The organism is Mesorhizobium sp. M0296, assembly GCF_040321675.1.
GTDB lineage: Bacteria > Pseudomonadota > Alphaproteobacteria > Rhizobiales > Rhizobiaceae > Mesorhizobium.
The window spans coordinates 80,070-97,394 of record NZ_JAMYRZ010000021.1 but is presented as its reverse complement, the minus strand read 5'-3'; the positions used below and the strand labels follow the sequence as shown (position 1 = coordinate 97,394).

Genomic DNA, 17,325 nt, shown 5'->3' with positions numbered 1-17,325 from the left:
CAATCGGACATTGCGGGGAATGATCCAATGAGCAGGATACGCGTCGGGGTCGTCGGCGCCGGCATGATCTCGCAGGTCGAGCATATCCCCAATCTGCTGCGCCTCGGTGAATTGTTCGAGCTGGTCGGGGTCGCCGATCCCTCCAGGATTTCGCGGCAGTTCGTCACCGACACCCATGGCATTGCCAATTTCGAAACGATCGACCAGCTCTTCGACCAGCGCCTCGACGCGGTGGTGATCGGCTCGCCGGACCCGCTGCATCACGAACAGGTGCTGGCGGCGCTGGCAGTTGGCCTGCATGTCTTTTGCGAAAAGCCGCTCTGCTATTCGCTGGCGGAAATCGCCGGGATCATCGCCGCGCGCGACGCCGCCAGGAAAATCGTTCAGGTCGGCTATATGAAGCGCTTCGACCCGAATTACCGGCTGGCGCTCGCTTCGCTGCCTGGAACATCGAGCACGCTGCGCGCGGTCTCGGTGGAGGTAAACGATCCCGACGCCTGGCCGTTCATCGCCCATCAGCCCTACAGGCGCGGTACCGATATCCCAAAAGACATGGTCGCCACTGTCGCCGCCAAGCAGAAGCGCCAGGTCGAAGAGGCCGTCGGCGTGCATCTGACCGATCTCGCTTTCCGTGGATTTACCGGCGCTTACAGCTCGGCCTTGATTCACGATGTCAATGCCGTCCATGGCCTGCTCGATGCGCTCGGCGTGCCGGACGGCGAGGTCGTCGGCGCGCAGATCTTTGCCAATGGCGACGGCGGCCACGGCGCCGTCAAGCTGCTGGACGGGCAGGCGCTGTGGACCATGACCCACCTCACCGTACCCAAGCTCGCCGACTACAAGGAGCGGATAACGCTGTTCTTCGACGATGCCAGCCTCGAGCTCGAATTCCCCTCGCCCTGGCTCAACCATCATCCGACCCGGCTGACGGTGACGACCTCGGACGGTCACACGCTGTCGAAGAAAGATTTGCGTGCCGGTTACGCCGAAGCCTTCGTCGAAGAGATGCGTGGCTTCTGGGCAGCGATCGTCAATGGCGATGCGGTCGTCAACCCACCCGAACACGCCGCCCGCGACCAGGCGCTGCTGATCGGGCTGACCCGGCGGCATCTCGCGACCGCACCCTTCGACTGAGCACTCCACCTGTAGCCGAACGGCGCTATCTGGACTTGATGACGCTGTCGGTATTGGCCAGCAGCTTGCGCACCGCATTGCGCGCCGCATCCGGCCGCTGCAGGCGGATGCTCTTCTCGATTGCCTCATGCAGCCTCTGCGCATGCTGCAAATCGTCGAGTTCCCGCGTGGTATAAGCAAACAGATGATCGAATGCCGATTCGATCAGCACGCCGAGCGGCACCAGCAGATCGTTGCCCGAGGCCCGCAGGATGGCGAGATGAAAACGCGTGTCGGCGCGCGTCCGCTCCTGCAGGTTGGTCGCCTCACCCATCTCGCGGCAGGCCTGGCTGATCTCGGCCATCTGCTCGTCGGTGCGCCGCATGGCGGCAAAAGCGCTGGCCTCCGGCTCGATGATGTGGCGGAACTCCTGCACGGTCCGGAGGAACACCTCACGGTCCGGCGAGGTCGCATACCAGGCCAGCACGTCGCGATCGAGCAGGTTCCAGCGTTCCTTCGGCTCGACCCAGCTGCCGATTTTGGGACGTGACGACAGCAAGCTCTTCGCCATCAGCATTTTTATGGCTTCGCGCACCGCCGAGCGGCTGACGTCGAACGTCTCGGACCATTTGGCTTCGTTGGGCAGGATGGTTCCCGGCGGATAGTCGCCGCGCACGATCCTCAGCCCGATTTCGTTGGCGAGCGACGCATGCACGCTCGACCCCGGCATGCGCGCCGCATCGGCCCGGCGAATACCGCTCGTGCGTTCGGCGAACGCCTCGGCCGCTGTCTTTCCCTTATTCGGCTTCGCGTCCTGCATGGCTCCACAAAGTCCGGATTTGGAGGCGTGTCAAGGAGATGAGATCGACGGCAATATCTCAGTTTGATTTTCCGCATCCGTCGCCTCGCCGACACCGCGCTTTGCCGAGCGTTCACGCCGGGGAGGCACGAACGGCTTCTCTTTGTCCCGACTGAATTCCTCGATCAGGAAATCAAGGAAGACGCGGATTTTCGGGGCGAGATGCTGCCGCGCCGGATAGACCGCGTAGAGCGTGGTTTCGACCTTGTCCCAGTCATCCAGAGCCGATTGCAGCCGGCCTGCTTTCAGATCGCTCTCGACATAGGGATAGGGGATCAGGCTGACGCCGAAGCCGGCGCCCAGCGCATCGCGCACGGCAAGGCTTGAAGAAACCGAGTATCGTCCGTCGATGGCGATCCGCTCGGCACGGCCGTCCTTGCGGAATTCCCATATGTCCGCATGCCCCGAGAGGCTGAACCGGATGCAATTGGCCGCCTTCAAATCGGCAGGCGTCTTGGGCCGGCCATGCGTCTCAAAATAGGACGGAGCTGCGCAAAGCACATGCGGCATGACCGCAAGCTTTCGGGCGACCAGGCTGGAATCCTCGAGATTGTCGCTGCCGCGAATGGCAAGGTCAAATCCCTCCCGCACGATATCGACGCGCCTGTCATCAAGGTGCAGATCGAGCTTCAAATCGGGATAGCGCGATAGAAACGCGGGCATGGCAGCCGAAAGCCGCGTCAACGTGACAGTCATCGGCGCGCTGACCCGCAACGTGCCGCTCGGCGCCGTCTTGATCGGGCCGAGCACCTGGTCGGCCCTGGCCAGCGCATCGAGCCCCTGCGTGACATGCTCCAGGTAGATCCTGCCCTCTTCGGTCAGCGCCATGCGCCGCGTCGTCCGGTTGATGAGCCGCACCCCCAGATCCGCCTCCAGCTCGGCGATGTTCTTGCTGATCGCGGGTGGCGAGAGACCGAGCCGCCGTCCGGCTTCGGCAAAGCTGTTCAGTTCCGCCACCTGGCGGAAAACCTGCAACGCCGTCAGGCGATCCATCTCACCATTCTCTTCCAGTAAACAATGTCTTGCAATTGTTGCATATTATCGCTCCTTGGTAAATTCTATATCTGCTTCCCGAACGACTTTCTCAGTTTCGGAATGACATGATGACCAACCCCGCAATTTCCCTTATCGAGCGGCGCATGTCGGCCAATCGGTTCGATGCCTCGCATATATTGACGGATGCCGAGGTCGAGGAACTGGCACGCCTCGCAACGCGCGCGCCAAGCGCCTACAACCTTCAGAATTGGCGGTTCATCGCGGTGCGGACGCCGGAAGCAAAGGCGCGGTTGCGAAGCGTGGCCCACGGCCAGGTGAAGGTGCAGGAAGCAGCGGTCACCTTCATCATCTGCGGCGTACTCCCCGACCACGCTGCCCTCAATGCAAGGCTGCGTCCTTTCGTGGAAGCCGGCTTCATGCCGGTGGATATGGCTTCGGGCTGGCAGGAAGGCGCCCGCGCACAATATGCCGATCCTCTAGCGGCCCGCGACGAAGCGGTGCGCTCGGCAACGCTTGGCGCTGCAACGCTGATTTTCGCGGCCGAAGCGCTGGGCCTCGTCTCCGGTCCGATGGCCGGCTTCGATGCCGAAGGCGTGGCCCGCGAGTTTGGCCTTGCGCGCAATGAAGTGCCGGTGATGCTCATCGCGGTCGGCCGCGCCGCGCCCGGAAACTGGCCGCAAAAGCCGTGCCGCCCTCTTGCCGAAGTTCTGGAAATCTTATGAAAACGCACCGTTCCGATCTGCTGCTTACAGCCATCGCACCCGCGATATGGGGCAGCACCTATATCGTGACCACCGAGTTCCTGCCCAACTTTTCGCCGATGACGGTCGCAATGCTGCGTGCCTTGCCCGCCAGATTGCTGCTGCTGGCGATCGTTCGGCAACTGCCAACCGGCATCTGGTGGCTGCGCAGTTTCGTCCTCGGAGCCCTCAACATCTCGATCTTCCTGAGCATGTTGTTTGTCGCCGCCTACCGGCTTCCGGGCGGGGTCGCGGCGACCGTGCTGTCGGTCCAGCCATTGATTGTGATTTTCCTCGCTGCTGCCCTGCTTGCCAGCCCTGTCCGCCGGTTGGCGATTGTCGCCGCCCTTGTCGGGATCGCCGGTGTTGCATTGCTGGTGCTGACCCCGAACGCGACGCTCGATGCGGCCGGCGTTGCCGCCGGCCTCGCCGGGGCGGCCTCAATGGCCTTCGGAAGCGTGTTGAGCCGCAAGTGGCAGCCGCCAGCATCGCTGCTCGCCTTTACGGCATGGCAACTGACCGCCGGCGGTCTCCTTCTCGTTCCGGTGGCTCTGCTTTTCGAACCACCCATCCCGTTCCCGACCGCGGCCAACCTGCTTGGACTGGTGTGGCTCGGCCTGATCGGTGCGGCGCTGACTTATGTCCTCTGGTTCCGGGGCATTGCGCGACTGGAATCCGCAGTGGTGTCATCGCTGCTTTTCCTCAGCCCGGTGACCGCCGTGCTGCTTGGATGGGTATTCCTGGATCAGACGCTGACCTTGCCTCAAATCGCCGGCGTCGTTTTCGTCATCGGCAGCATCTGGCTGGCTCAACGCCCTAGCCGCAACGAGGCTTGAGCCTGGGCGGGAGTGGGTCAGTTTGAAAATTCGATCAAGACGGATGGCCGAAGACGGTTAAAATAAGCTCAACCGCACCGAAGCTGCAGAAGAACACAACAGCACCATATGCAATCACCCGGCGCGGTATCAGGAAGCGCGCTGACCAAAATCCAGCACGAAGCCTTGCGTCTCGCTTCCCCAGTCGTTCGCCCCATGGAAGGTTCTGCTCATCGATTGACCCATAGAAATCGGTGCGCAGAATTATGCTTAGGAGTGCGACGAACATGGCTGCGAAACTCAGGGCCAAGACAACGACACATGCTGTTATTGGAATGAACAAGTGAGGATTGTTCGCCCACTCGTACTTCAAATGTCCTCACTCCCTGCTTTTTGGCCGCGAACCATAGGCTTCTCTGCCTCTTTGGCTTGGATCAGCGCAACGATATCACTGATTTCCCAAAGCTTGCCAGTGACGCCAGCGGCCGGTAGTGTCTCAGTTTGAAATTTGACGGAATGCAATCTGCATTTCCCATATCGGGCTGAGCTCCTGTATGCTTACCGGAAAGCATGGGAGCAATCGTGAGCGATCACAATCAAGACGCATTGGAAGGTTGGACGTTTACCTCTGGCGAGATCTCAGCTGGCATGTACCGATTTAGCGGTCGCCATTATGACGGACGCTCGGTTGAACGGCAGGGCCCGGACTATGAGGCTATAAAGGCCGACTGCATGAATGATGCCCGGACACTTGGGAAGCCAGCCTATGCCAACCGGTCCTAGAGGCCAGAAGCGCCCCGCCGATGTGATCGGCAACGCAGTCCATGTAATGCGCATTGCGACAGGCGAGGAAGCCGACGAAGTGATTGACGACGGCAAAGACCCCGCTGCAGCTGACGGAGGGTCTGCCGATGCCACAACGCCCTTATGATGAGCGGCTGCTCCGTCAGGCGTTCGAAGTCGCGCGCAAGGCCCGCGATGCTGGCGACCATCCCTTTGGTTCGCTGCTCGCCGACAAGGACGGCAATGTGTTGCGCGAGCAGCCCAACGGTTACAAAGCCGGCGGCGGCGACCGCACCGCTCATGCCGAAAGGCTGCTGGCCTCATGGGCGGGGATGAATGTCAATCTCGAAAAGCTGGCCTCCTGCACCCTCTACACGTCGGCCGAACCTTGCGCGATGTGCTCCGGCACAATCTATTGGGCGGGCATCGGACGGGTCGTCTTTGGGCAGAGCGAACATGACCTCAAGCGGGTAACGGGTGCACATGTCGAGAATCCCACACTCGACCTGCCCTGCAGGATCGTCTTCGAAGCCGGGCAGCGTCCGACTGAAGTCGTCGGCCCGCTGCTTGCCGATGAAGCGGCGCAACTCCAGGCCGAATTCTGGAAAGACAAGTAGCTCGAGTTTGCCGCGCGCGGCAAACACGTGAGCCTGGCCTCATGACCAGCAATTCGGGGCTGGCCCAGTGCCGGTTCCGCGTCAGCTGCCTCCGTCAGGTCGTCTTGACGTATTTCCGCCAGCTGTGCTCCGGCCGAAAGCCGAGCATATCCCGTGCCTTGCGGTTGGAGAGCAGCGTCTCGTATTCGCCAAGTTCCCCCTTGACCGGCACATCGGGATAAAACCGCTTCAGGAGTTCGGCTGTCGGCAGATCGGACGAGGTGTCGTCGTTGGCCGCGTTGAACACCTGATAGCCGAGCCCGTCCTTTTCGATGGCGCGCAGCGTGATCTGGCCGAGATCGCGCGCGTCGATATAGCTCCAGGCGATGCGCTTGCGGAAACCTGGATCGGCGAACCATTTCGGAAACAGCGAATATTCATGCGGCTCGATGACGTTGCCGATGCGCAAGGCATAGATGTCGCTGCCATCGCGTTGTGCAAACGCCCGCGCGGTCTTCTCGTTGACGACCTTGGACAGCGCATAGCTGTCCATCGGATCGACGTCGTACGCCTCGTCGAGCGGGAAATACGTCGGATCGCGCGGTTCGTGGGCGAAGACCAGGCCGTAGGTCGTCTCGCTGGAGGCGATCACCACCTTACGGATACCGAGCTTCACCGCGGCCTCGATCACGTTGTAGGTGCCGAGCGCGTTGATGCGGAACACCTCGTTGTCGGGCGTGATCATGATGCGCGGGATCGCCGCGAAATGCACCACGGCATCGACCGGCTGCGTGCGCAGCGACGGGTCGAATTCATGCAGGCCGATATAGCTCGACAGCGCATTGAACACCTGCCCGCTGTCGGTGATGTCGGTGATCAGCGTGCGCACCCTGGGATTGTCGAGCGGCTTGGTGTCGATGTTGAGCACCTGGCAGCCTTGCTCGACCAGATACTGCACGACGTGGCGCCCGGCCTTGCCGCTGCCGCCGGTGAACATGATCCGCTTCGTCATTTTGCTCTCCCTGGAATTCATGTGTATTGTCAGACAATATCGAACTCTGCAATCGCCTGCCATGGCATGCGGCAAAAACCCGCTTCAACAATTCGCCGGCAATGTGCAGCGCCGTCATCCATCACTGCAAATAGGACGAAACGACATGAACACGACTGCCGCGAGCGAAAAGATCGGCTTCATCGGGCTTGGCCTGATGGGGCACGGGATCGCGAAGAACATCGTCGACAAGGGTTATCCGCTGACGTTTCTCGGCCGCAAGAACCGCACGCCGGCGGAAGACCTGCTCGGCCGCGGCGCCAGGGAAGCGGCGACCTCGCGCGATGTCGCGGCGGCATCCGATATCGTCTTCATCTGCGTCACCGGCTCGCGCGAGGTCGAAGCCATCATCCGCGGCCCAGGCGGCCTCAAGGAAGGCCTGAAGCAGGGATCGGTTGTCGTCGACTGCTCGACCTCTGATCCCGTTTCGACGGTGGCGCTGGCCGCCGAACTCAAGGGGCTCGGCGTCGATTATGTCGATGCCCCGCTCAGCCGCACCCCGAAGGAGGCTTGGGAAGGCACGCTCGACGCCATGGTCGGCGCGCCCGATGCGGTCTTTGCCCGGCTGAAGCCGGTGCTCGAAACCTGGGCCGGACGCATCGTCCACATCGGCGACACCGGCGATGGCCACCGCATGAAGCTGCTCAACAATTTCATCTCGCTCGGCTACGCCGCGATCTATTCCGAGGCGCTGGCGCTGGCGCAGAAGGTCGGCATCTCGCCGCCGCGCTTCGACAGCGTCATCCGCAACGGTCGCATGGATTGCGGTTTCTATCAGACCTTCATGCGCTGGACGCTGGAAGGCGACCGCGACGCGCACAAATTCACCATCGCCAACGCCTTCAAGGATCTCACCTATCTCGAATCGATGGCGGGTGCTGCCGGCATCGCCAACCCGCTCGGCAACGCCACCAAGAACGCCTTCGCCGGCGCCTTTGCCACCGGCCCCGCCGATCAGTACGTGCCGATGCTGGCCACGCATATCGGCAAGGTCAACGGCGTCGACCTGATGCCGACAAAAGATGGGAAAAAGCAGACGATCTGAGAACGTTGGGATTAACGCCTGGGAGTGTCGCAACTGCAAACGTTCGCTGCCGACCAGCTACATCCGCCAATCTCCAACGCTGGCGATTAGCATATGACACCACACCTTCGTCATCCCAGGGCGGAGCAGGAGCGAAGCGACGTCGCGCAGACCCTGGGATGACGAAGGGAGGGTTTCGGCTAATCTCCTAAATTTGCGATTTGCGACTAACGGGAATGATCGACCTTCGTTGCTGGTTGACCCGACTTACACGCAGTTGGCCGAGAAACGATCGAATCAGCGCCGAAACCGGCCGATAACGTCGGTATTGGCGAGAAGTCTGTGCACCAAAGCACGCGCACTTCCGATCGGAAGAAGCCAAAAACAAAAAAACCGCCTCGGTGGGCGGGTCGTTGGAGCCAATTGGCACCATACCCAAATTAGTAGCATAGCTGCCGGCACAAAGCAAGAACAAAATACGCCCCCGGTCGCACAAAGCTCAACGGTGTCGACGTCATGCCGGCCAAGGATGCGAAAAATGCAGACGATCTAAGCGCATGGGCAATGCGCACGGCGCACTATTTTTCAATCAACGCCAGCGCCGCCCCTAATCGCCCTGCCGGGCACTTCTCCCCGTATAGTGACGGGGAGAAGGACGCTTTCGCTGATGATTTCGCCAACTATTTCCATTGCAAAGAGTGTGCCAAGATCGCGGCCAGCCCCTTCTCCCCGTCACTATACGGGGAGAAGGTGGCGGCAGTCGGATGAGGGCGGCGCCGGACTTTGCGGTACAAATCACCGCCGCGACCGGCCGATAACGTCGTCGGTGTTGGCGAGAAGCCTGTGCACCGCGGCGCGGGCTGCGGCGGGCCGCTGCAGGCGGATGTTCTTCTCGATTGCCTCGTGCAGTGCCTGCGCCCGCCGCTGATCGCTGGTCTCGCGGGTGACGAACTGGAACAAATGGTCGAGCGCCGATTCGATCAGCACGCCGAGCGGCACCAGCAGATCGTTGCCCGAGGCCCGCAGGATGGCGAGGTGAAATCGCGTGTCGGCGCGCGTTCGCTCCTGCAGATTGGTCGCCTCGCCCATCTCGCGGCAGGCCTGGCTGATCTCGGCCATCTGCTCGTCGGTGCGCCGCATGGCGGCAAAGGCGCTGGCCTCCGGCTCGATGATGTGGCGGAATTCCTGCACGGTCCTGAGGAACACCTCGCGGTCCGGCGAGGTCGCATACCAGGCCAGCACGTCGCGATCGAGCAGGTTCCAGCGCTCCTTCGGCTCGACCCAGCTGCCGATCTTCGGGCGTGACGCCAGCAGGCTCTTCGCCATCAGCATTTTTATGGCTTCGCGCACCGCCGAGCGGCTGACGTCGAAGGTCTCCGACCATTTGGCTTCGTTGGGCAGGATGGTTCCCGGCGGATAGTCGCCGCGCACGATCCTGAGCCCGATTTCATTGGCGAGCGAGGCATGCACACTCGAGCCGGGAAAGTGTGCGGCGTCGGCACGCCGAACGCCGGCCGGCCGCTCAGCCTCTGCCTTGAATTTGGCGGGTCGCTTTTTTGATGTCGCGTCCGGCATTGGTATTCCCCGGCAACTGCTTGTCGAAAGCCTGAACTCAGGGCACGGCAAAGCAGCGGCCTACGCTCCAAAGCAGCGTCGCCTCGTGCGTTTTGTATGGACAGTGCGAACGGGGCGCCCGTCGAAGGGCGCCCCGAAATTGCGAACCTACTTCTGGATGCAGGTGTCGACGGTGTCCTTGGTGCATTCGTCGAGGCCGGTGAACACCGGATCGGCGACCGGCTTGCCGTCGACCAGGTCGATCATCACCGAGGGCGCCTTGTAGCCCATCTCGAACGGCCGCTGGCCAACCAGCGCGGTCACCAGCCCGTCACGAGCAATCGCCACCTCGTCGCCGATCGTGTCGGCGGCGCCGATGACAAAGGCGTTGCTGGCGATCTTGTCGGCCATCGGCTTGAACAGGTCGCGGTAGGGCTGCGGAGCGCCGAACAGCGGCCAGCCGCCCATGATGCCGAAGGCGTCGAGATCGGGATTGGCGGCGAGGATGTCGGTCATCGCCTGCACGCCCTTGGCGCCGTCGTCATTGGTGAACACCGGGCAGCCCGCAACTTCCGTCCAGCCGCCTTCGCCTGCCAGCGCCGCGAGGCCGTCCTTGCCCGACAGCGCGTCACGCATGCCCTGCGCGCGGCGCAGGATGTTGTCGGCCGCCGGATTGCCTTCGATGGTGCAGATCTTGCCGCCATTCGGCTTGGCCTTCTTGATGTATTCGCCGATCTTGTGACCCATCAGGTAATTGTCGGTGCCGAGATAGGTCTTGCGCAGCGCCGCATCTTCCTTGCTGAGGTCGGCGTCGAGGGTCATGATCGGGATCGACGGATTGGCGCTTTTGATCGTCTGCGCGATCAATGGCGCGTTCGACGGCGAAATCGCCATTGCCACCGTATCGGGCTTGCTCAGCATGTCCTGGACGATCTGGGCTTCACCCGCCTCATCCGAGGTCGATGCCGGTCCGGTGTAGAAGCACTCATATTCCGAGCTGGCGTTTTCCTTGTTCCACTTCTCGCAACCCTGGTGGATGGCCTCGAAGAATGGATTGTCGAGACCCTTCACGACGATGACGAGCTGTTTCTTGGCCATGGCCGGCCCGGCACCCAGCGCCATGACGGCGGCGGCAGCGAGCAATAGTGATTTCCTCATGTCAGTCCTCCCTTTTGAAACAAACGGACACCGCGTGCCCGCCACACACAGACCGACCCGGAGCAAGATGACAGAGGACGTCGCACTCGTGTCGCCAAGCCAGGTCGATAAGCATTTTCATATTCAGTCTCAGACCGGCACCGACAGATATCGCCGGTTGCCAAATCCCTGACCGACAAACCCTCACCGATTCCTTCCGGCAACCCGGTGGCTCGGCGCAAGCTCCTCCGACACTTAGCTAATATCGCCTTGTCACCGACGTCAATGCTATTTGTCCTACAAAACTGATTTTTCGAAAGAAGCCGTGGTTGACGCCAAGGAGGCTTATGCGTAAATGGGCAAAATCGCTGCTTCCGGGAGGAACTGGGGAGAGCGAATGGCCGCGGCAGAACCGCAGGCCGCAAAGCACGGGGAGGCAAGAAGGCTGGTGGCGGTTCTCGAACTCACCAACATTTCGAAGCATTTTGGCGCCATCCAGGCGGTCAACGACGTGTCGTTGTCGATCGAGGCCGGACAGGTTGTCGGCCTGATGGGCGACAACGGCGCCGGCAAGTCGACGCTGGTCAAGATGATCGCCGGCAATTTCCCGCCGAGCCATGGCACGATGCAGATGGACGGCAAGGAGCTGATCCTGCACAAGCCGGTCGAGGCGCGCCAGCACGGCATCGAAATCGTCCATCAGGACCTGGCACTGTGCAACAATCTGACGGCCGCCGCCAACGTCTATCTCGGCCGTGAATTGCGCCGCGGCCTCGGGCCGCTTCGCATCCTCGACTATGCCGCGATGTACAAGCGTGCCGGCCAGATCTTCGCCGAGCTGAAATCCGAAACGCGCCCGCGCGACCTGGTCAAACAAATGTCGGGCGGCCAGCGGCAGGCGGTGGCGATCGCCCGCACCATGCTTTCGCAGGCCAAGATCGTGCTGATGGACGAGCCGACGGCGGCGATCTCGGTGCGCCAGGTCGCCGAGGTGCTGAACCTGATCCGCCATTTGCGCGACCAGGGCATCGCCGTCGTGCTGATCAGCCACCGCATGCCCGACGTCTTTGACGTCGCCGACCGTGTCATCGTCATGCGGCGCGGCCGCAAGGTCGCCGACAAGACGATCGCATCGAGTTCGCCGGAAGAAGTCACCGGGCTCATCACCGGCGCCATCGAACAGGTATGATTGACGCCTCAACCATGACTAAAAAAGGTCGATAATGGCAGTCACCCTTGATCAGACGATCGCGCACAAGCAGCACACCTTGCTGAGCAAGGTGTTTGCCAGCCAGACCTTCTGGGTGGTGATCGCGGTCATCCTCGCCTGCCTGTTCCTGTCGGTGGCAACGGATTCCTTTGCCACGACCAAGAACCTCTACAACATCACCCGCAACGTCACCTTCGTCGCCATCGTGGCGCTCGGCATGACCTTCGTCATCATCACCGGCGGTATCGACCTGTCGGTCGGCTCGGTGCTTTGCCTGTGCTCGATGGTGCTGGCCGTCACCATGCATGCCGGCTACGGCATCGAGATCGGCATTGGCGCTGCGATCGCCACAGCGCTGATCATCGGCGCCTTCAACGGGGTTCTGATCGCCTATCTCGGCTTCCCGCCCTTCGTGGTGACGCTCGGCATGCTGTCGATTGCGCGCAGCCTAGCCATGGTCGCCTCCAACAACACCGTCGTCTTCCAGTTCGGGCCGGATCACGACAAGCTGTTGGCGCTGGGCGGCGGCGCCTGGGTGTTCGGCATCGCCAATCCGGTGCTTTACATGATCGTGCTGGCGTTGATTACCGGCTTTGTGCTGCGCTGGACGAAATTCGGCCGGCACATCTTCGCCATCGGCGGCAACGAGCATGCGGCAACGCTGACCGGCGTTCCGGTGCGCCAGATCAAGGTCGTCGTCTACATGATCTCGGCAATGGCGGCTGGCCTTGCCGGCATCATCCAGACCGGCTGGCTGGGCGCGGTCACCACCAATCTCGGCAACGGCATGGAGCTTCAGGTGATCGCCGCCACCGTCATCGGTGGCGCCAACCTGGCCGGCGGCATGGGCACAGCCTTCGGCGCGGTCGTCGGCGCGGCGCTGATCGAGGTCATCCGCAACAGCCTCGGCCTGCTCGGCATCAATGCCTTCTGGCAAGGCGTGTTCATCGGCGGCGCCATCCTGCTCGCCGTGCTGTTCGACCGCATCCGCAATTTCAGGCGCAACGACTGACGTTCAAGCGCAGCCTCCCCTTCTCCCCTTGTGGGAGAAGGTGTCGCCGAAGGCGACGGATGAGGGGTGCTCCAGCTTGGCATCGCCTCATTTCTTCCAACACCCCTCAACCGTCTCGGCGCTAGCGCGCCGATCCACCTTCTCCCACAGGGGGAGAAGGGGACGCGCTCCTATCGCCGGGTCTGATAATCCGCCGGTGCGGCGCATGGCCGGCGCCCGGACGTGCACATCCGTCTTGACGCAAGCCCGAACTGCGCCGCACAATCGCTCGCAGCAGGCGAAGGGAGGCCAGTCGCCTGCGGGAGGATATACCCATGACGGAAGCGATCAGGCTCTACTGGGGCCGGTTCGGACATGTTTCTGTCCTGAACGTCGCCAGCGACTTCGTCACCCACGCCCATGTCGAGGCGCATATCATCATCTGGCTGGAAGGCACCGCCGGCGAGATGACCATCGGCCGCGAGACGGTGCGGCTTGGACCGGGCACCGCCGCCGGCATCAATTCCTTCCAGCCGCACAGCCACGCTCTGTCCCGCGACGGCACGCCCGGCCTGTTCCTCGCCTTTTACATCGATCCGGACTGGGCTCGAAGGCGCCGCGAGCTGCCTTCCGCCGCGCCACTGTTCTCCGCCCCGGCAATCACGCTCGAGCCTTGGCTGCACAAGGCAGCGGCCAACCTTCTCGACCATCTCAGTGACAATGAAAGCGTCGACGACATCGCCAATTACGAGATCGAGCGCTTCATCGACAGCGTGCTCGATGCCGCCGATGCCTCCGCACCGCAGACCGTGCGCACCCGCGTCAGCACCATGCAGGATTTCCGCGTCCGCAAGGCGATCCAGCTGATGAAAGCCAATGTCTGCGAGCGCATCTGCTTCGACGACGTGGCGCGCAGCGTCGGCCTGTCGCGGCCGCATTTCTTCGCCCTGTTCAAGGAACAGACCAATCTGACGCCCAACGTCTATTGGAACACGCTGCGCATGGAGGAAGCGGTGCGGCAATTGCAGTGGTCGCAGGAGCCGCTGATCTCGGTCGCCTGCAATCTCGGCTTCACCACGCAAGGCAATTTCTCGCGCTTCTTCCGCGACCATGTCGGCGTCCCGCCGACGCTTTACCGCGAAGCGGCGCGGGCGATCAGCTGAGCGCCCGTTTTTCAGACTATTTGATAGGCGTTCAAGACGCATTGATAAGCGCCGCCGAGCCTGCCGCCCTACCCTCCCAGGCAGCTGATTTGCGAGGGAACGTTCAAATGGCGAAAGTCACCATCTCCAGCGTCATCGACGCGCCGGTCGAAAAGGTCTGGGCGCGCATACGCGACTTCAACGGCCTGCCGACCTGGCACCCGCGCATGGTCGAAAGCCATATCGAGGACGGCAAGGATGCCGGCACGATCGGCTGCGTGCGCAATTTCCAGCTCGCCAGCGGCGCCCGCCTGCGCGAAAAGCTGCTCGATTTCTCCGACGAGAACTTCCTCGTCAGCTACGCCATCCTGGAGACGCCGCAGCCGCTCACCAACCACAAGGCGACGCTGCAGTTGCGGCGGGTGACCGACGGCGACCGCACCTATGCCGAATGGACCGCCAGCTTCGACGCCGCTCCCGAGGAAGCCGATAAATTGGCCGAAGGCATGGGCGCCAATGTTTTCCAGGGCGGGTTCAACGCCCTGAAGAACCACTTTGCCGGCCAGAGTTGAATGACGGACTAAGCCCGAAAAAGGGAGTGTTCCATGGCGCTTGCATTGCAGACTTTCCCGACGGTGAAGGACGCCGGCGCGGCGCTGAAAGCCGCCGGCGCCCGCTATCTCGGTGGCGGCACGCTGGTCGTGCGCGCCGTCAATGAAGGCGACGTGTCGATCTCCGGTTTCGTCAGGTCGACCGACCCGGCGTTGTCGGCCATCACCGTCTCCGGCGGCACGGTCCGCATCGGCGCCTCGGTGACCATGGCGGCGATCGCCCGCCATCCGGATCTCGCCCCGCTGGCCCACGCCGCGCGCGCCGTCGGCGGCCCGGCGATCCGTAACATGGCGAGCGTCGGCGGCAATCTCTTCGCGCCAACGCCTTACGGCGATTTCACCGTTGCGCTGCTGGCCTTGGACGCAACGGTCAACACCGGCGACGGCGAACTCCCGATCGAAACCTTCCTGGCGAAACGCGAAAGCAACCACGCCATCGTCACCGCGGTCGGCTTCACGCTTCCGAAGGAAGGCGGCTTTCGCTTCCTGAAAGTGTCGAGGGTCAAGCCAAAGGGCATTTCGGTGCTGAGCATCGCGACCGTGCTGGAGCACGCACCGGACGGCACCGTGTCGTCAGCGCGGATCGCGCTCGGCTGCATGGCCGACCGGCCGATCCGTGCCAGGGCGGCGGAGAAGGCCCTGATTGGCCGGGAACTCACGAGCGAGGGCATCGCACCGGCACTGGCTGTTGCCCGCGACGGCACTTCGCCGCGAACCGATTCGATCGCCAGTGCCTGGTATCGCAACGAAGTCCTGCCGGTCCATCTCGGCCGGCTGCTGCTCGCCTGAAAGACCGTGGCGCGTATGTCCGCCTGGCTGCGGCGCAAGGAGTAAAAAGATGGCAAAGGTCCCGGTTCAGTTCACGCTCAATGGTGCCGAAAAGGCCGAATTCATCAACAGCGGCACAACGCTGCTTCATGCGCTGCGCGACAAGATCGGCGACACCTCGCCAAAAGGCGGCTGCCATCAAGGCACTTGCGGCGCCTGCTCGGTCATCATCGACGGCGAGCTCAGGCTGTCCTGCCTGACGCTGGCCGAGACCTGCAATGGCGCAACCGTCACCACCACCTCGGGACTGGCGGAAGGCGGCGTGCTGCATCCGCTGCAACGCGCTTTCCTCGATGCTTTCGCCACCCAATGCGGTTTCTGCACGCCGGGCATGATCATGGCCGCCAAGGTGCTGCTGGATCACACGCCGAACCCCAGCCGCGAGGATGTGGTCGAGGCACTGTCCGGCAATATTTGCCGCTGCACCGGCTACGAACCGATCATCCAGGCGGTGCTGAGCGCCGCGCGCTCCAATTCGCAGAACGCGGCTTGAGGGGAGTCAAAAAGATGGAACTCCGCAAGAGCTACTTTGCCGACCAGCGCAAGGACGATCTGCACGAGATCGGCCAGCCGCGGCCGCGTTCGGATTCGCCCGGCCATGTCACCGGCAAGACCGCCTATTTCGCCGACCGCAATTTTCCCGGCATGCTGCACCTGAAGATGGTGCGCAGCCCGCATCATCACGCCCGCATCCGCAGCATCGATACGTCAGAGGCGGAAAAGCACCCCGGCGTCGTCAAGGTGCTGACCGCCAAGGATGTGCCGCACAATGTCTACACCATCCTGATCCTGATCCAGATCGGGCCGGAGGACGAGACGGTGCTGGCCGACGGCAAGGTGCGCTGGAAGGGCGAGGCGGTGGTGGCGGTGCTGGCCGAGACCGAGCGCGCCGCCCAGGAAGCCGCCGCCAAGGTCAAGGTCGATTACGAGGTGCTGCCGGCCGTCTTCGACATGGACGAAGCGCTGAAGCCCGGCGCGCCGATCGTCAACGAATATCACGGCCGGAATTATTACCTCTACGACAGCGGCGAATGCCGCAAGGTGCGCTTCGGCGATGTCGAGGCAGGCTTTACAGGAGCCGACCACGTGCTCGAACAGACCTACCAGTCTTCACCGATCGAGCATGCGCCGACCGAAACGACCGGCTGCATCGTCGCGCCGGAGGGCAACGACCGCTTCACCTGCTACACCAACACGCAGGCGATGTTCTTCACCCTCGATAACGCCTCGATCATCCTGCAGATGCCCGGCAACAAGCTGCATTTCGTCGGCGGCACTGTCGGCGGCGGCTTTGGCGGCAAGGTCGACGTCATCGTCGAGCCGATTGCCATCCTTGGCGCCAAAATAACAGGACGACCGGTCTGTTTTATCTACAGCCGCGAGGAAGAGATGCAGATTTCCTCGCCGCGCGCCGCCGAGAAAGTCGTCATCAAGGACGGCGTCATGAACGACGGCCGCATCGTCGCGCGCAAAGTGACCGGCTACACCGACGCCGGCGCCTATTCGCGCCATTCGCCCTACGGCGCGCAGAAGGGCGCCGGGCATTATCCCGGCCCGTATACGATCCCGAATGTCTGGATCGACACCTACTGCGTCTACACCAACCGCACCCCGTCCTCGGCGATGCGTGGCTTCGGCGTCACCATTGGCGATTTCGCGCTAGAGGTACAGATGGACAAGCTCGCCCGGCTGATCGGCATGGACCCGCTCGAATTCCGTTTCATCAACGCCTATCGCGATGGCGACATGAAAGCACATCGGCAGCCGACCGAGGGTGCTGCGCTGATCGAGTGCATGCAGGAAGCCTCGCGCGCCGCCAACTGGCCGGTAGCGGAAAAATTCATGGCGATGTCGTCTTACGCGAAGGGAGCTTGA

Annotated in this window: 19 protein-coding genes; 13 read left to right on the top strand and 6 right to left on the bottom strand. The window is 62.5% G+C overall.

Annotated elements, in window-relative coordinates:
- Positions 1-27 precede the first annotated feature (27 nt).
- Positions 28-1,134, top strand: a complete 1,107-nt coding sequence (locus tag NKI97_RS20670) for a Gfo/Idh/MocA family protein (protein WP_352836294.1) — start codon at positions 28-30, stop codon at positions 1,132-1,134.
- 25 nt (positions 1,135-1,159) lie between these two features.
- Here the strand turns inward: NKI97_RS20670 and NKI97_RS20665 are convergent, their stop codons facing one another.
- Complete coding sequence (locus NKI97_RS20665; RefSeq protein ID WP_352453268.1) at positions 1,160-1,933, bottom strand: FadR/GntR family transcriptional regulator; 774 nt, start codon at positions 1,931-1,933, stop codon at positions 1,160-1,162.
- 30 nt (positions 1,934-1,963) lie between these two features.
- A complete protein-coding gene (locus NKI97_RS20660) occupies positions 1,964-2,965 on the bottom strand; it encodes a LysR family transcriptional regulator (protein WP_352748972.1) in 1,002 nt (333 codons plus the stop codon).
- 110 nt (positions 2,966-3,075) lie between these two features.
- Here NKI97_RS20660 and NKI97_RS20655 point away from each other — a divergent pair, with 110 nt between their 5' ends.
- Entirely contained in the window at positions 3,076-3,690 is a 615-nt protein-coding gene (locus NKI97_RS20655; RefSeq protein WP_502907116.1) for a nitroreductase family protein, read from the top strand.
- Positions 3,687-4,544 carry an EamA family transporter gene (locus tag NKI97_RS20650; RefSeq protein WP_352836289.1) on the top strand — a complete coding sequence of 286 codons (858 nt, stop codon included), beginning with the start codon at positions 3,687-3,689 and terminating at the stop codon, positions 4,542-4,544. Before NKI97_RS20655 ends, NKI97_RS20650 begins: the two co-directional genes overlap by 4 nt.
- A 348-nt stretch (positions 4,545-4,892) precedes the next feature.
- On the opposite strand, the gene NKI97_RS20645 is transcribed toward NKI97_RS20650, so the two are convergent.
- The gene (locus NKI97_RS20645) at positions 4,893-5,045 is read right to left on the bottom strand and encodes a hypothetical protein (RefSeq protein WP_352708113.1); all 153 of its coding nucleotides are present in this window, start codon (positions 5,043-5,045) and stop codon (positions 4,893-4,895) included.
- Between the two features lie 389 nt (positions 5,046-5,434).
- Between NKI97_RS20645 and NKI97_RS20640 the strand changes: the two genes are divergently transcribed.
- Positions 5,435-5,923: a nucleoside deaminase gene (locus NKI97_RS20640; protein WP_352683607.1), complete on the top strand. Its 489-nt coding sequence runs from the start codon at positions 5,435-5,437 to the stop codon at positions 5,921-5,923.
- 94 nt (positions 5,924-6,017) lie between these two features.
- On the opposite strand, the gene NKI97_RS20635 is transcribed toward NKI97_RS20640, so the two are convergent.
- Positions 6,018-6,914, bottom strand: coding sequence for an NAD-dependent epimerase/dehydratase family protein (locus NKI97_RS20635; protein ID WP_352836286.1), 897 nt, complete (start codon positions 6,912-6,914; stop codon positions 6,018-6,020).
- A gap of 145 nt (positions 6,915-7,059) precedes the next feature.
- Here NKI97_RS20635 and NKI97_RS20630 point away from each other — a divergent pair, with 145 nt between their 5' ends.
- Together NKI97_RS20630 and NKI97_RS20625 are read left to right on the top strand one after the other, a co-directional pair.
- A complete protein-coding gene (locus NKI97_RS20630; protein WP_352542925.1) occupies positions 7,060-7,998 on the top strand; it encodes an NAD(P)-dependent oxidoreductase in 939 nt (312 codons plus the stop codon).
- A 495-nt stretch (positions 7,999-8,493) separates the two neighbouring features.
- Positions 8,494-8,745, top strand: coding sequence for a hypothetical protein (locus NKI97_RS20625; RefSeq protein ID WP_352836283.1), 252 nt, complete (start codon positions 8,494-8,496; stop codon positions 8,743-8,745).
- Between the two features lie 27 nt (positions 8,746-8,772).
- Here the strand turns inward: NKI97_RS20625 and NKI97_RS20620 are convergent, their stop codons facing one another.
- Both NKI97_RS20620 and NKI97_RS20615 read right to left on the bottom strand, forming a co-directional pair.
- Positions 8,773-9,552, bottom strand: coding sequence for a FadR/GntR family transcriptional regulator (locus NKI97_RS20620; RefSeq protein WP_352453764.1), 780 nt, complete (start codon positions 9,550-9,552; stop codon positions 8,773-8,775).
- A gap of 147 nt (positions 9,553-9,699) precedes the next feature.
- Positions 9,700-10,689, bottom strand: a complete 990-nt coding sequence (locus NKI97_RS20615) for a sugar-binding protein (protein ID WP_023675805.1) — start codon at positions 10,687-10,689, stop codon at positions 9,700-9,702.
- 427 nt (positions 10,690-11,116) lie between these two features.
- On the opposite strand from NKI97_RS20615, the gene NKI97_RS20610 reads away from it, so the two are divergent.
- The 7 genes from NKI97_RS20610 (at position 11,117) to NKI97_RS20580 (ending at position 17,325) form a co-directional block, all read left to right on the top strand.
- Positions 11,117-11,857 carry an ATP-binding cassette domain-containing protein gene (locus NKI97_RS20610; protein WP_023675804.1) on the top strand — a complete coding sequence of 247 codons (741 nt, stop codon included), beginning with the start codon at positions 11,117-11,119 and terminating at the stop codon, positions 11,855-11,857.
- 34 nt (positions 11,858-11,891) lie between these two features.
- Entirely contained in the window at positions 11,892-12,890 is a 999-nt protein-coding gene (locus NKI97_RS20605) for an ABC transporter permease (RefSeq protein ID WP_352453761.1), read from the top strand.
- A gap of 314 nt (positions 12,891-13,204) precedes the next feature.
- Positions 13,205-14,032, top strand: a complete 828-nt coding sequence (locus NKI97_RS20600; RefSeq protein ID WP_352836280.1) for a helix-turn-helix domain-containing protein — start codon at positions 13,205-13,207, stop codon at positions 14,030-14,032.
- Positions 14,033-14,139: 107 nt separating this feature from the next.
- Positions 14,140-14,583, top strand: coding sequence for an SRPBCC family protein (locus NKI97_RS20595; RefSeq protein ID WP_352836277.1), 444 nt, complete (start codon positions 14,140-14,142; stop codon positions 14,581-14,583).
- Positions 14,584-14,616: 33 nt separating this feature from the next.
- Positions 14,617-15,411, top strand: a complete 795-nt coding sequence (locus NKI97_RS20590) for an FAD binding domain-containing protein (protein WP_352836274.1) — start codon at positions 14,617-14,619, stop codon at positions 15,409-15,411.
- A 49-nt stretch (positions 15,412-15,460) separates the two neighbouring features.
- Entirely contained in the window at positions 15,461-15,943 is a 483-nt protein-coding gene (locus NKI97_RS20585) for a (2Fe-2S)-binding protein (RefSeq protein ID WP_352836271.1), read from the top strand.
- A gap of 14 nt (positions 15,944-15,957) precedes the next feature.
- Complete coding sequence (locus tag NKI97_RS20580; protein WP_352774448.1) at positions 15,958-17,325, top strand: xanthine dehydrogenase family protein molybdopterin-binding subunit; 1,368 nt, start codon at positions 15,958-15,960, stop codon at positions 17,323-17,325.

What these genes read in the sequence shown, in the direction of transcription:
- NKI97_RS20670 (WP_352836294.1), top strand. Translation starts at nt 28, where the DNA reads ATGAGCAGGATACGCGTCGGGGTCGTCGGCGCCGGCATGATCTCGCAG.
- NKI97_RS20665 (WP_352453268.1), bottom strand. Translation starts at nt 1,933, where the DNA reads ATGCAGGACGCGAAGCCGAATAAGGGAAAGACAGCGGCCGAGGCGTTC.
- NKI97_RS20660 (WP_352748972.1), bottom strand. Translation starts at nt 2,965, where the DNA reads ATGGATCGCCTGACGGCGTTGCAGGTTTTCCGCCAGGTGGCGGAACTG.
- NKI97_RS20655 (WP_502907116.1), top strand. Translation starts at nt 3,076, where the DNA reads ATGACCAACCCCGCAATTTCCCTTATCGAGCGGCGCATGTCGGCCAAT.
- NKI97_RS20650 (WP_352836289.1), top strand. Translation starts at nt 3,687, where the DNA reads ATGAAAACGCACCGTTCCGATCTGCTGCTTACAGCCATCGCACCCGCG.
- NKI97_RS20640 (WP_352683607.1), top strand. Translation starts at nt 5,435, where the DNA reads ATGCCACAACGCCCTTATGATGAGCGGCTGCTCCGTCAGGCGTTCGAA.
- NKI97_RS20635 (WP_352836286.1), bottom strand. Translation starts at nt 6,914, where the DNA reads ATGACGAAGCGGATCATGTTCACCGGCGGCAGCGGCAAGGCCGGGCGC.
- NKI97_RS20630 (WP_352542925.1), top strand. Translation starts at nt 7,060, where the DNA reads ATGAACACGACTGCCGCGAGCGAAAAGATCGGCTTCATCGGGCTTGGC.
- NKI97_RS20625 (WP_352836283.1), top strand. Translation starts at nt 8,494, where the DNA reads ATGCCGGCCAAGGATGCGAAAAATGCAGACGATCTAAGCGCATGGGCA.
- NKI97_RS20620 (WP_352453764.1), bottom strand. Translation starts at nt 9,552, where the DNA reads ATGCCGGACGCGACATCAAAAAAGCGACCCGCCAAATTCAAGGCAGAG.
- NKI97_RS20615 (WP_023675805.1), bottom strand. Translation starts at nt 10,689, where the DNA reads ATGAGGAAATCACTATTGCTCGCTGCCGCCGCCGTCATGGCGCTGGGT.
- NKI97_RS20605 (WP_352453761.1), top strand. Translation starts at nt 11,892, where the DNA reads ATGGCAGTCACCCTTGATCAGACGATCGCGCACAAGCAGCACACCTTG.
- NKI97_RS20600 (WP_352836280.1), top strand. Translation starts at nt 13,205, where the DNA reads ATGACGGAAGCGATCAGGCTCTACTGGGGCCGGTTCGGACATGTTTCT.
- NKI97_RS20595 (WP_352836277.1), top strand. Translation starts at nt 14,140, where the DNA reads ATGGCGAAAGTCACCATCTCCAGCGTCATCGACGCGCCGGTCGAAAAG.
- NKI97_RS20590 (WP_352836274.1), top strand. Translation starts at nt 14,617, where the DNA reads ATGGCGCTTGCATTGCAGACTTTCCCGACGGTGAAGGACGCCGGCGCG.
- NKI97_RS20585 (WP_352836271.1), top strand. Translation starts at nt 15,461, where the DNA reads ATGGCAAAGGTCCCGGTTCAGTTCACGCTCAATGGTGCCGAAAAGGCC.
- NKI97_RS20580 (WP_352774448.1), top strand. Translation starts at nt 15,958, where the DNA reads ATGGAACTCCGCAAGAGCTACTTTGCCGACCAGCGCAAGGACGATCTG.